The sequence below is a fragment of the Flectobacillus sp. genome, assembly GCF_049240685.1.
Classification (GTDB): domain Bacteria; phylum Bacteroidota; class Bacteroidia; order Cytophagales; family Spirosomataceae; genus Flectobacillus.
Map to the genome: position 1 here is coordinate 1 of NZ_JBMLSD010000172.1, position 12,980 is coordinate 12,980.

Sequence of the window (12,980 nt, forward strand, 5' to 3'; positions counted from 1 at the left end):
AAAAAATCTCCTTTATCGTATAATGGTGCCGATTAATTTGTGCTTCTTCTCCAAGGGTTTTTCCTTCTAATGCTTTAAACACTGGCGCTTGGTCTGATACTAGCATGTATCGTTCGCCATTTGCTTCAATTTGTGGCATATTGATGGCAAAAATAAAATTGAAAAGCTCTGTTTTGACAATACTTCCCACATTGACCTTCGAATCAATTTGCAAATCTTGATACAAAGTTTCAAGTTTATTGAGTTCAGCTTTGGCGTTTGCCAAATGAATTTTTTCTTGTTGGATATCCTCAAAATCTTCTTCTCTGCGGGCGTCGTCACTTCCTCCAAAACTACCAACTTCTAAAGAGGTTATGCTTTCTTTTAAGTCAGAAAGATGTTTTTGAATATCATTTACTAAAATTTGTTGTTGCTGAATAGCTTTTTCAAAAAGCTGTTTTTTTATTGCTAACTTTTCCATATTGCTTGCGGTTTTGACTGTTGGCAAGATAGAAGGAATATTGGCGTAGCAATATGAGATAGGTTGGATAAAGATATGACTGAAATTAGCTGTAAGAGGTATACGCTAAATTGTATTGTATTAAAGCGACAAAAGCCCAAACTTGCGCTTGAGCTTTTGTCGTTTATAAGGAAAGTGTAATTATGTCATTTTTGAAAAGAAACTTTATTCAAAACTCACAATTCCATCTTCATGTTAGTCTAATTTCAAGACAGCCATAAATGCTTCTTGAGGAATTTCTACGTTACCTACTTGACGCATTCTCTTCTTACCTTTTTTCTGTTTTTCCAACAATTTACGTTTACGAGAAATATCCCCCCCATAACATTTTGCCAATACGTCTTTACGAAGTGCTTTTACGGTCTCTCGAGCAATGATTTTTTGACCAATGGCTGCCTGAATAGCGATTTCAAACTGTTGGCGAGGTAATAATTCTCTTAATTTCTCGCACAAACGTTTACCCCATTCGTAGGCTTTCTCGCGGTGTACAATTGCCGAAAGTGCATCGACTGGCTCAGCATTTAGCATAATATCAAGCTTTACCATGTCGCTTTCCTCGTAGCCTTTGAATTCATAATCCAATGAAGCATATCCACGAGAAATAGTTTTCAATTTATCGAAGAAGTCGAAAACAACCTCAGACAATGGCATATCAAACTGTAACTCAACACGGTCAGAGGTCAAGTAAATCTGATTTTTGAGAATACCACGTTTATCCATACAAAGCTTCATAATCGTTCCAACATACTCAGATTTAGAAATGATTTGTGCCTTTATAAATGGTTCTTCAACGCTTTCGATTTTATTAGGATCGGGTAATTCAGATGGTGCAGATACCCAAATTTCACCGTCACGTGTGGTATTTACTTTGAATTTTACAGAAGGTACTGTTGTAATTACAGTCATATCAAATTCGCGTTCCAAACGTTCCTGAACGATTTCCATGTGTAGCATTCCTAAGAAACCACAACGGAAACCAAAGCCAAGGGCGGCGGAAGTTTCGGGCTCCCAAACCAGAGATGCATCGTTTAATTGCAATTTCTCCATTGCATCACGAAGATCTTCAAACTCGGTTGTGTCTACAGGATAAATACCCGCAAAAACCATTGGTTTTACTTCTTCAAAACCTTGAATCATTTCTTTGCAAGGTTTGTCACGGTGGGTAATGGTATCCCCAACTTTTACCTCTTTGGCGTCTTTGATACCCGAAATCAAATAACCTACATCACCAGCCTTAACTTCTGATTTTGGTTCTTTGTCAAAGCGAAGAGTCCCAATTTCATCGGCAGTATATTCTTTGCCAGTAGCCACAAATTTTACTTTGTCACCTTTTTTGATACTACCATTATAAACACGGAAGATAACCTCAATTCCACGGAATGAGTTGAATACCGAGTCAAAAATCAAGGCTTGTAATTCAGAATCTGGGTTGCCTTTTGGTGCGGGTACACGCTCGACGATGGCATCTAGGATATCTTTGATACCAATCCCTTCTTTTCCAGAAGCATGGATAATTTCGTCACGGTCACAGCCTAATAGGTCTACGATTTGATCTTTTACCTCTTCTGGCATCGCCCCCGGAAGGTCGATTTTATTCAACACTGGAATAATCACCAAGTCATGATTCAAGGCCAAGAAAAGGTTTGAGATAGTTTGAGCTTCGATACCTTGAGAAGCATCTACAATCAAAAGTGCACCTTCGCAGGCAGCAATTGAGCGAGAAACCTCGTAGGAAAAGTCAACGTGTCCTGGAGTATCAATGAGGTTAAAAATATAGCTTTCGTCGCCGTGCTGATAATTCATCTGAATCGCGTGCGACTTGATAGTAATGCCACGCTCACGTTCCAAATCCATATCATCCAAAAGCTGAGCTTGCATGTCACGCTTTTGAACGGTATTAGTAAATTCAATCAAACGGTCGGCTAGAGTACTTTTGCCGTGGTCAATATGTGCAATAATGCAAAAATTACGAATGTTTTTCACGTTTCGTTTAATTTATCTGTTGTTTCTTTTGCGATGACTTTGGAGTTGATAGGCATCGTAAACCCACAATTCTTCAAATTGTATTTACAAAATTACGTCCATTCCTCCGAAAAAGATAATAACCAGCCGAAAAGTTTAAACTAGTTTCGATTTGGAAGAAAAATTTTGTGGTTTTTCAGCGTCTGTGCCTTCAACCTTACAATTGCTTTTTGAGCTAAAATGTTATTTTTTTGTTAAAAAAATCTAAATCCTGTTGTTTTCTCTAAAAAAAACTATCTATGAAAAAGTTATTCTATTTGACACTCCTTCTATTTGGATTTGAATTCGGAATTGATGCACAAGTCAGTTGTAATTGCACAGAGAATTTGCAAATGATGATTCAAAAAACTGAATTAAATTATGCTGGCTTTCCTTCCAAAGTAAGCGGAGAGAAAGGTAGGGGCTATCAAAAACTCAAAACCTCGCTACTGTCAAAATCCACGCACGAAACTAACCCAAAAGCCTGTTTTAGTATTCTCAGGCAATATGTACGTTTTTTTAAAGACAAGCATTTTAGTTTTAGTTTCCGTGAAAAATCGGCAAACGACAGTGTAGTTTTACCTATTCCAAAAACCTTTGCCAAAAAATCTGATTTGTGGGAAGGGACTTGGATTAATGAAGATAGTACTACCAAAATAGTTATTGTCAATACGGCACCGAATGTTTATAAAGCGCTCAAGTTGGAGTCGAAAGATGGATATCCCAAAGGGTTTGTTTATTTTACTTTATTAAAAAAGAACCAACAATGGTATGCCCAATTGTTTGATACTTTTATGTCTAATGACATTCCTGTTAGCAACAAAGGGAATTTGTTGTATATCTGGAATTTTAATATTTGGGCAAGAATCGCCCCTCAAAAGGCTAGTTCGGAAGAAATAAAGGAACTTTCTACTTGGCGCAATCACCAACAGGGCGTACATTTTGAGTCATTGAACAAAGACTTTTTTTATATAAGAATTCCAAGTTTTGGTAATAATGATGGTTTTATACAATCATTGGTTGCACAACATCATCAAGCAATCATTAGCCATCCTTATTTGATAATAGATTTGAGAGGAAATGGTGGAGGCGAATCGGGGTGGGTTCATCTTTTGCCCTATCTTATGACAAATCCGATTCGACAAGAAAAGAGCCAATTGAGGGTTAGTCCCGAAAATGTGATGCATAAACGCAACGATTTATCGGGTTATGTTACGCAAGAATTACCCAAGGAGTATCTCAAATATTTTCCCGATACAATTATGCAGGCGTATCGACAAGCTTATGAGGAATTGCCAAAAACTACTGAAAAATTCTATTCTATTCCGAGTGTACAGTTTCCCTTAGATTCTGTTAGTAAGTATCCCCAAAAGGTGGCTGTACTCTTTGATGAGCTTTGTGGGAGTTCGACCGAATACTTTTTTTATCTGCTAAAACAATCTTCGAAGGTTGTCACCTACGGACAACATACTGTTGGTATGATGGATTATGAAGGAATGTCAAACCGTACAGAGTTACCCTATCAGAACTATTATTTGTATATCCCAATCAGTCAATCCTCTTGGACGGTGAAGCATCCGATTGATGAGACGGGTTTTCATCCGCAAGTAATATTGAGGAGTCCAAAACAATATTGGATTGAAGCGGTCATAAAAGATTTGCCGAGGAGATAGACCTAGAGGATAGCATAGAAAAGTTATTTTAAACCAAAATGCTTTTCTAAGCTATCTTTATAGGAATTTGTGATTGGAATTATTGCATTTTGAACGTGTAATTGATGACGCTCTATTTTACGGATAGCAGACAAAGAAACTATATAAGATTTATGGACTCTGATGAATTGACCAACAGGAAGTTGTGGGATAATATCTTTTAAAGTCATACGAGTAATTATCTTCTTGTCTTTTTCATGAAAGTACAATAGGTTTCCATCTGACTGTATAAATTGTATCTCCTTCCAAATTATTTTAACCCAATCATGTGCATTTTTTACAAAAAAGTATTCGTTCGCAAAATGAGGCGATATTCTGTTTTCGATAGCACGATTACAGGCCTCCAAAAATCTAGGAAAGCTGATTGGTTTGAGAAGATAATCTGTTGCTCGTAGTTCAAAACCTTCAACTGCGTATTCTGAATAAGCTGTAGTAAAAATGACCTGTGTTCCTTTGGGTAAAAGTTTAACTAGCTCTGTCCCTAGTACGTCTGGCATTTGAATATCTAAAAATACCAATTCTACAGGCTGTTGATTAAAAAAAGCCAAAGCATCGGTTGGATTGTAAAATGACCGAAGGTGTTGGAAATTGGGCACTTTTTGAATAAATCTTTCAAGAATCGCAATAGCAGCTGGTTCATCATCGAGAATAATACAGTTCATAGATATGTTACAGGTTAATAGTAAATCAGTTTTTGGAGTACTTGACTCAACTACAGATATAAAGTTTTAATAGAACGCTGAATGTATCATCACTTTTCAGAATACAAAAATCTGAGTGGTTTTTGTATTCAAGTTTGAGTCTTTCTTTAACTTGTTGTAGTCCAGTGCCGAGTCCTTCGCGACCAGATGCAAAATTGCTATTTTCGATGAAAAACGTTAGAGTTTGTTGTTCTAACTTAGCCGAAAGCTGAATATAGCAAGGATGTGTGAGACTTATACCATAGCGAAAGGCATTTTCTACTAAGGGCATCAATAGCATTGGAGAAATAGCACAGGTATTTGGTTGAATTTCCCAGTTAAAATCTAGTTTAATCTCTGGGCTTTGTGGTAGTCTGGCTTTTTGTAAATCAATGTAATTCTGGAGAAAAAGTATCTCCTTTACCAAGGGAATCTTATTTTTGGGAGCATCTTCAATCGCAAATCTCAATAAATCCGAAATTTTTAGAATCATATCAGCGGTGTTAGGACTTTCTTCTAGGCTTGCTTGGTTATAAACGGTGTTTAGGATATTGAACAAAAAGTGAGGATTGATTTGTGCCTTTAGTGCATGAAGGTCTGCTTCGGACTTGCTCTGTAGTAATTGTGTTTGGGCCTGTTTGGTTCTTATGTAATCACTCCAATACGCCACCAATAAAATCAACATAATTGCAAGAATACTAATTAGAATATTTTCATCTATATATCCTCCAAAATGTCCTGTTCTAAATTGTAGCAATTCAAAAATCAACAAAGCCAAAATAGATACCCAAGGCATCCAAAGAGATTGAACCTCAGAGCTATTGTGGTAGACAATTTTCAGGAAAATCCACTTATAATGAAGATAAGACGCACCAAGGGCAAGTAAAAAAATACCAATCCAACCCAAAAGGTATTTGATATAGCCACTTTGTAAGATGAAACCTTCTTTGGATTCGGGCATGGCTGAGGCTTTCAGAAGGGTAAGCCAATACAGAATTAAGCCAATTGGTGCCAGAAAGCGAATCATTTTGGTAAGTTTTGGATTCATGAGTTTTATGGTATTGCAGGTAAATCATATTTTTTCATGTGCTTAAGCTCCTGGAGGGCCGATTGTGTACCTAACCTGCCAAGCATCAATTGGTCTTTGAAATAATCTAATTCTCGATACACTTTTAGATAGTAGGTTTTGTTTGCTTCCAAGGTGAGAACAGCCTTTACCTCTATTTTTTCTTGTGAGTTTCTTGAAATTTCAATAATCGTAGATTCAGCAGGGAGTTCAATTTCGATATATCTGTTTTGTGATAATTCTGCGATTTTTTTTCCTTGAACAATAATCGAAACACTACTACCCCAAAATTCTCTTTCTCGCAAAATAAATAACTTTGCTTTGGGGGTATCTGTGCTAGTAAATCTCAAACTAGCCCATACAATTGTGTAAATTACATTTATATAGAAGCTCATACTCTTTTATCAAAGTTTTTTATGACCAAAATGTAACATCACTTGGATATAAAAATTGGAGATTTTATCACTAGGTAATCCATCTTGAGATGGGCTATACCTTAGTTCCCACTGATTATTACTAAATCCTAATCTATATCCTACTTTTATAGAACTTCCTGCTGACTTTTGTGGTGTTCTATTAAAATATTCGATACCAAAGTCTATAAATGGTTGATTTTGAGTAAAATTCACTCCTTGACCTATGGTGTTGGGTAAGGGGTAATTATTATTGCTACTGCTTGATTTTACTCTTGTGATGTACTGATTATAGCTTGCATATCCGATTCCGCCATCAAGGTAAAAGTAATTATTTCGATCAGCCAAAAAAGCATACCCAACGGTGAATGTTGCTGTATTGGCACTTGATTTACTTACAAAAGAACCATAAGATTTATCTCCACTTGTAGTACTGTAATTGATACCTAAATCAAACTTAAAGCGGTTGTATAGCAAGTTAACTTGTAGCGGAATATATCCACAAAACAAATTAGGTTTAGCATTGTAGGTTTCTAAGTATGATTCTAACTGAGGAAAAGAAATAAACTCCCAACCAGAGGATGGTAAGCCAATGCTTATTCTAAGCTGAGGAATACTTTTAGTAGAAAAATTTGCTCTGGTTGTATCCATCAAATCTACTTCACTTTGAGCCTGTGTATAAAAGGCTGTCACAAGTAAAAGAACTGTAAAGAATTGTTTCATTTGGTATGATAGTTTAAAACATGTTTGTTTAATGATTATCAAATCTTGAAATATTGTTTTGAAGCTACCAATTACTTTGAGGTCTATCAATACTTTGTTATCAACGATACTTACTTCGTGATGAAAGCTCTTTTTTTTGTGATTTTGAAAGTGAGATAAGACTCTGCTGAAAAATGAATTTCTTTTAATTTCACTTAAAAAAACCTTAAAAATGAGCTAATCGAAGATTATTGAACTTATCCTATTTGGCAATACTTGATTTGCGCTGTATTTTCAAGAAAAGAAGGTATTGAGGTATCGGGTAATTGTATCTTATAAAGATGGAGTTGTGAAACAGGGAGAATTTTTAACGATTTATAAACCACTCATTTTGCGTTTTACACTATCAATTGATTTTTAAGGAAATTTTAATAAATCTCGCAATTACCCTCAATCTCCCAAAATTGCGTTGCTCATGAACAAACTAAATTTGCGTTTAATTATTATCGTTCTCAGTTGTATTTCTACTCCTATTTGTACTCAAGCTCAAAACCATTTTGTAGACCGTTTTACCATTCGGAAATCTTTTCAAAACAAAGAAGATTGGGCAAAACCCGCTGCGATTACTTTTACCAAACCACAAGAAAAATCTGCGTCTTGGTTGGTAGACATGGCTCTTGGTTATAGCGCCTATTATCATCCCAAAGGTACAGTGTCGGTAATACCCTACCTAGAGTTGCACCGAAATACTTTGATTGATAAGCCTCAAAGTGTGTGGATTGGTGGCGTCGCAACCGAATGGCGAATGAATAGTTTGGAGCATAAAAAATGGTCTCCTGTATTAGTGCAATCTTTTAAGTTTATGGAGGATAAAATCAAGCAAAATGCTTCTTTTCAAAGTAACTTTTATTTGACTCCTGTTTTTGCTTTCAAAGATATGAATCCCAAATATTTCTGGATTCCAAACCATCCTGTGAGCCTTGGAAGTAGATTGAGCTTTGTGTATACGCCTTATATAGGTATCGAAAACGAAAATCGAACCTATGCTGAGAGTCCTTTTTCTGCAGGTAATATTTATCGTGTATTCGGTCGTATTTCGACAGATATTTGTTTTTATCCTTCCAATAATAGTCTGAAAGGAAAGTTAGATTTATCACTCGACTGGCAATATCGTTATAATTATTTCCAAACAGTTTCTGACATCAAAAATACTGCGCAGCAGTTTTTGAATACTAGCCTCAATTATACATTTTTTACCTCGGCGGATGGTAAAAAAATGAGCCAAATTGGGTTTGATTATACCATTGGAGAAAATCCAACAGAAGGCTTCGAAAAACAGTCGTTTTATACCGTAGCCTTAAAGTTTAGACTCAATTTAGGTGGAAAAAGAACAAAAGATATTCTGTAATCGGGGCATCCTAGCTTAACAAAAATATATGATAGCGTATTCATTCTATTAATGGAATTCTTCTTCAAAACCCGCAAAATAACGCTTTGATTTTTAAAGGGTTGTTTGATATTATTGAGGATGACCTAAAATTTTGTCAACTCTTATGCAACATACATAGCATTTCGAGCATCTGTTGGAGAAATTAAACTTCTCTAAATAATGAAAAACCTCATCAACTTAATGCTAAGCCTCCTTATAACCTATTCAAGCTTAGGACAGATTAAAGGTAAAATTGTAGATGATAAACAACAAGCCGCTTCGTTCGCCAATGTACTGATTTTAAATACTAAGGATTCGAGCCTTGTAAAAGGTGATGCGGCTGATGTGGATGGAAAATTTGAATTTTCAGGATTAAAACCTCAAGCCTATCTCTTGCAGATTTCGGCGGTGGGTTTTCAAAAATCATTTCAAGTAATCAATCTAGAGTCTGGTAAAACACAGGATATTGGTATCATCCAACTCAAGGCCGAGACCCAAACTCTGGGCGAGGTTCAGGTTACTGCTCGAAAGCAATTGATTGAGCGCGATGGCGACAAAATGATTATGAACGTGGAGGCTAGCCCAACTGCAGCAGGACTCAATGGTTTGGAATTGATGGAAAAAGTGCCAGGTGTAACCGTAGACCGTAATACCGAAACTATCAAGCTCAAAGGAAAAGATGGCGTGCTCATCATGATTGATGACCGCAAAACTTATCTTACCGACGAACAATTGGCCAATTTCTTGAAAACGCTCAAAAGTGAGGATATCGAGAAAATTGAAATCATCGCTAACCCTTCTGCTCGTTTTGATGCTTCTGGTTCAAGTGGTATTATCAATATCAAAACAAAAAAAGGTAAAAACTTTGGAACAAATTATACCCTAGACCTCAACGCTGGCTATAGCCATTACAAAGGAGTGGGTGGTTTGCCAAAAAATGGACAAGGGATTACCATAAACTCACGTCGTGAAAAATATGTCATTTTCGGAAATATCAACCGTCAATATGCTGCTTGGTATAACTCTGAAGACCAAGTCCAGAATTTTTTATCTGAGACTGGCGCTGTATTAGAAAAAAGAGTAATTACAGGTTTGGCAAAAGGAAACTTTGAAAATTGGAGTGCTAAAATTGGATTTGATTATGACCTTTCGAAAAAAACGTCTATAGGTTTTTCTGGACAATGGGCAAACACGCTTAGCCCAATGAATCGTTCATATAATCAACAATCTGTATCCGAAGCAATACGCCAAAGCTTGCAAATGGATAGAAGCCGAGAAGCCACTTTCGACAATTATACGTTTAATACTCACCTCAAACAAAAGATAGATACCTCTGGCACAGAATTGACCGTTGATTTTGATGTGATTTTAAACGCAAAAAGTTGGGATGACAGATTTGTGACAACCACTACTCAGAATGACGCTAATCCTTCTGTGGCAAACAATCAAATATTATTTCCTGTCCATGGGAATACCTTCGTTTTGAAGGCAGATTTTATCAAAAAACTTACCACTAAAACTAAGCTCGAAACAGGCCTTAAAGCTAGTTATGCCAAAAATACCAACGATTTTAGCGATAACTTCCGTGACAATGGAGCCTTGGTAAGCTCATTTTTTAAGTTTAATCAACTAATCTCGGCAGCGTATGTCATGATTAATACCGAATTAACTAAAAATCTAAGTGTGCAGGCTGGTTTGAGAGCTGAACAAACCAACAACCAAGGGTTGGACAAGGAAGGTAACCAATTAACCAAGCAAGATTATCTGAACTTATTTCCTACTTTGACTTTAAACCAAAAGGTTTCTAAAGACTACGCTATATCGTTGGGATATAGTCGTCGTATCAATCGACCAAATGATGATGTTTTTAATACTTTCAAAAGATTTTTTTCACCACAAAGTTATGTGGCAGGTAATCCAACCATTCTGCCATCGCTCAATAACACGGTTAGTTTGACCAATACGATTAAAGACAAATACAGTTTTTCTTTGAACTATGTATCTGTTAATCAGTTCTCTACAGAGGTTTTCGACGTAGACACCATCTTGATTCCCGGTCGTCGTGTGATTCGTGAATCGATGGAAAATGTCAACGGTAAAATTGGTTGGTGGAGCGTAGATGCTTCAGTACCATTTAACCCAACAAAATGGTGGAGTATAAATTTGAATTATTGGGGAGGTATCAATGTCTATAATTACAAAAGAGAAAGTACCGTTGTCGATATTAGCCAACTCTATCATGGAGCTTATATGCAGCATACATTTACGTTAAACAAAACTCTTTCAGGAGAGATTTCGGGCTGGTACAGCTCAGGCGAGACATGGGGCTTTCAAACTTCCAAACCTCAAGGCGGGCTTGATTTTGGCTTGAAAAAAATGCTTTGGGACAAAAAAGCTACTGTGAAATTCTTGGTACAAGATCCATTTAACTTTAATAGTTTCAGAAATAACGTTGAAACGACCACCCTCACAGGCGTAGGCACTTATCGTTGGGACAACCGTAGATTTAGGATTTCGCTTACTTACAATTTTGGCAACACCAATGTAAAGCAAGCTTTGCAATCCAATGATGGCGGTAATGGTGGAGGCGGAGGTGGACCTTCAAAGAATTAGAGAAAAATACTGTCTAATTTTTCATTAAAAAAGCGATTGGAAAACAATTTTCAATCGCTTTTTTTAATAAAAATAAGGGAGAATAATCCTACTTCTTATTTCGGGATGAATAAAATCTAATTTATGTTTTTAGATAAGTTAATATGCAAGATAAAATATTAGTTTTTAGCCTACGGCTTTCAGCGTTGAGCATTAGGTAAAAAAATATGTATTGTTACTAAAAAACTTTTTAACGCTTTTTCCTAGTACCTGTTGCCTCGTGCTTTCAATACAAAAATTAAATCTAAATTTGCACGATTACTCAATAACTGATATGTTTTTAAGTTATCTGAAAAAGAATATTAACACTTGATAAGGTAAAGGATATGCCCAAACGACCTTATTTGATCCAAAAGTCAATAAAAGAGGGTGGATTAAACAAATTAAAGACAGAAAAGCAGTAAAATAATGTAATTCTCTTCGTGAAATATACTTGTTCATTATAAGCATACTGATCAGAATTAAGGGATATCCGTATGAAATACTTCTATTTATATCTGAGACCATACAACTCGTGAGGCAAAGAAATAAAATTGAGAATACGTAGCCTGCAAAAATAAATCGCATCTCTCGCCAGTTTCCAATCATTATAAACCCCGTAACTAAAATTAAAACCCAAAAAGCTTCGATACTAGACCAAAGTCCTAAACCAATACTCGAGCTGTGTTCGGGGCCAAGCATAAATCCACCAATTTGATGAGTATCAACTACAATATGGTACTTTTTAATCAACCAAATACGCACGGCTATGTAGCATGCCCAAGCCATCACTATGGCCAGAGTTTGCCTACTAAATAGTTGTTTAAAAAGCTCTTTAAATTCCATTTTAGTGTTTATGGAATTTTTGCATAACCACCAGAATATTATATATCCGCCAGCAATAAAACCACGTTCATCCGTCCAAGATGCTATCGAAATAGCGGAAAAAATGATTAAGGGATTTCTATAATACATTGCTACTATAAGCATCGCATAAGCAATAGAATCACCAAAGCCGCCTAGTTCCCAAAACGCTGATATTCCGAAATATATACTGCTCGTAGCAAGTGTAAAATAAAAGGTGGTGAGCTTATTTGAGGTCAATTGATAAACAATTTTTGCGATTAGATACATCATAAATGAACCTAATAGACCCTGAAATATAACTATTAGCCACACATTCTGATGAAATAGTTTTAATAGTATTGGTAAAATTAATCTAAACGTAAGCTTACGCGTGTGACTATCGCCAGCTTCAATGAGACTCATGTCCATCAAATTAGTTGCCCTCAAACACAAGACACCCCAAGCTCCATGTGAATTTTTATGAAGATTTTGAAATTCGTAAACATAATCATATCGAGGAAAGGCACTTAAGGTAGATATGAAAATACAGATTAGTAATATTTTGTGTAACCATGAAGAGCTAGAGAATGCTAGCAATAGCCTATTTTCGATTTTAGTAATTGTAGAAACTAATGACATTTTGAAAGAAAGAATAAGTGTTGTTATTAAAATGAAATTGTATAGAATGTGGTTTTAGTTATTTTGGTCAAAGATAATTAAAATTTTTGAATAGAATTATTCAAATGAAGGTTTTTAAAACAAATTAGGTATACATTGTAAATGAAGCTATTTTTGAAACTCTTATCAAAAAATCAACGATTGTCTATTAATTCCTTCTTTAACTAAATATAGTTGTATTTTTTGAATTGCAAAAGTTTAATTGTCGCGTAGACTATCAGACTAGAAGAATAAGGCTTGTTTTAGGACTGTTCTTGTTAGGTGATAATTGGTATTTTTATCTTTTAAAGTTTTTGTAATCTAAGTAAAAAGACGTTATTAGT

Annotated in this window: 10 protein-coding genes; 3 read left to right on the top strand and 7 right to left on the bottom strand. The window is 35.7% G+C overall.

Annotation, left to right across the window (positions count from 1 at the left end; translation table 11 throughout):
- Nucleotides 1-460, bottom strand: a 460-nt coding sequence (locus tag ACOVQ4_RS07920; protein WP_421820115.1) for a hypothetical protein, incomplete at its 3' end; no start/stop codon positions are given.
- A 234-nt stretch (nt 461-694) separates the two neighbouring features.
- The gene (gene lepA / locus ACOVQ4_RS07925; protein WP_421820116.1) at nt 695-2,482 is read right to left on the bottom strand and encodes a translation elongation factor 4; all 1,788 of its coding nucleotides are present in this window, start codon (nt 2,480-2,482) and stop codon (nt 695-697) included.
- A 278-nt stretch (nt 2,483-2,760) separates the two neighbouring features.
- On the opposite strand from lepA, the gene ACOVQ4_RS07930 reads away from it, so the two are divergent.
- Nucleotides 2,761-4,173, top strand: coding sequence for a S41 family peptidase (locus ACOVQ4_RS07930; RefSeq protein WP_421820117.1), 1,413 nt, complete (start codon nt 2,761-2,763; stop codon nt 4,171-4,173).
- 23 nt (nt 4,174-4,196) lie between these two features.
- Here ACOVQ4_RS07930 and ACOVQ4_RS07935 read toward each other — a convergent pair whose 3' ends face one another.
- Genes ACOVQ4_RS07935 through ACOVQ4_RS07950 form a run of 4 tightly spaced genes read right to left on the bottom strand, consistent with a single transcriptional unit; the run spans nt 4,197 to nt 7,094 of the window.
- Entirely contained in the window at nt 4,197-4,874 is a 678-nt protein-coding gene (locus ACOVQ4_RS07935) for a LytR/AlgR family response regulator transcription factor (protein WP_421820118.1), read from the bottom strand.
- Nucleotides 4,875-4,920: 46 nt separating this feature from the next.
- Nucleotides 4,921-5,940 (bottom strand): sensor histidine kinase, encoded by a 1,020-nt coding sequence (locus ACOVQ4_RS07940; RefSeq protein WP_421820119.1) that lies wholly within the window; start codon nt 5,938-5,940, stop codon nt 4,921-4,923.
- Between the two features lie 5 nt (nt 5,941-5,945).
- Complete coding sequence (locus ACOVQ4_RS07945) at nt 5,946-6,353, bottom strand: hypothetical protein (RefSeq protein ID WP_421820120.1); 408 nt, start codon at nt 6,351-6,353, stop codon at nt 5,946-5,948.
- Between the two features lie 9 nt (nt 6,354-6,362).
- Complete coding sequence (locus ACOVQ4_RS07950) at nt 6,363-7,094, bottom strand: hypothetical protein (RefSeq protein ID WP_421820121.1); 732 nt, start codon at nt 7,092-7,094, stop codon at nt 6,363-6,365.
- A 454-nt stretch (nt 7,095-7,548) separates the two neighbouring features.
- Here ACOVQ4_RS07950 and ACOVQ4_RS07955 point away from each other — a divergent pair, with 454 nt between their 5' ends.
- The gene (locus ACOVQ4_RS07955) at nt 7,549-8,481 is read left to right on the top strand and encodes a hypothetical protein (protein ID WP_421820122.1); all 933 of its coding nucleotides are present in this window, start codon (nt 7,549-7,551) and stop codon (nt 8,479-8,481) included.
- Between the two features lie 201 nt (nt 8,482-8,682).
- Complete coding sequence (locus ACOVQ4_RS07960) at nt 8,683-11,115, top strand: outer membrane beta-barrel protein (protein ID WP_421820123.1); 2,433 nt, start codon at nt 8,683-8,685, stop codon at nt 11,113-11,115.
- Between the two features lie 324 nt (nt 11,116-11,439).
- On the opposite strand, the gene ACOVQ4_RS07965 is transcribed toward ACOVQ4_RS07960, so the two are convergent.
- Nucleotides 11,440-12,402, bottom strand: coding sequence for a hypothetical protein (locus tag ACOVQ4_RS07965; protein WP_421820124.1), 963 nt, complete (start codon nt 12,400-12,402; stop codon nt 11,440-11,442).
- Between the last annotated feature and the right edge of the window lie 578 nt (nt 12,403-12,980).

Excerpts from the sequence above, each read along its gene's own strand:
- ACOVQ4_RS07930 (WP_421820117.1), top strand. The coding sequence starts at position 2,761 with ATGAAAAAGTTATTCTATTTGACACTCCTTCTATTTGGATTTGAATTC.
- ACOVQ4_RS07935 (WP_421820118.1), bottom strand. The coding sequence starts at position 4,874 with ATGAACTGTATTATTCTCGATGATGAACCAGCTGCTATTGCGATTCTT.
- ACOVQ4_RS07940 (WP_421820119.1), bottom strand. The coding sequence starts at position 5,940 with ATGAATCCAAAACTTACCAAAATGATTCGCTTTCTGGCACCAATTGGC.
- ACOVQ4_RS07945 (WP_421820120.1), bottom strand. The coding sequence starts at position 6,353 with ATGAGCTTCTATATAAATGTAATTTACACAATTGTATGGGCTAGTTTG.
- ACOVQ4_RS07950 (WP_421820121.1), bottom strand. The coding sequence starts at position 7,094 with ATGAAACAATTCTTTACAGTTCTTTTACTTGTGACAGCCTTTTATACA.
- ACOVQ4_RS07955 (WP_421820122.1), top strand. The coding sequence starts at position 7,549 with ATGAACAAACTAAATTTGCGTTTAATTATTATCGTTCTCAGTTGTATT.
- ACOVQ4_RS07960 (WP_421820123.1), top strand. The coding sequence starts at position 8,683 with ATGAAAAACCTCATCAACTTAATGCTAAGCCTCCTTATAACCTATTCA.
- ACOVQ4_RS07965 (WP_421820124.1), bottom strand. The coding sequence starts at position 12,402 with ATGAGTCTCATTGAAGCTGGCGATAGTCACACGCGTAAGCTTACGTTT.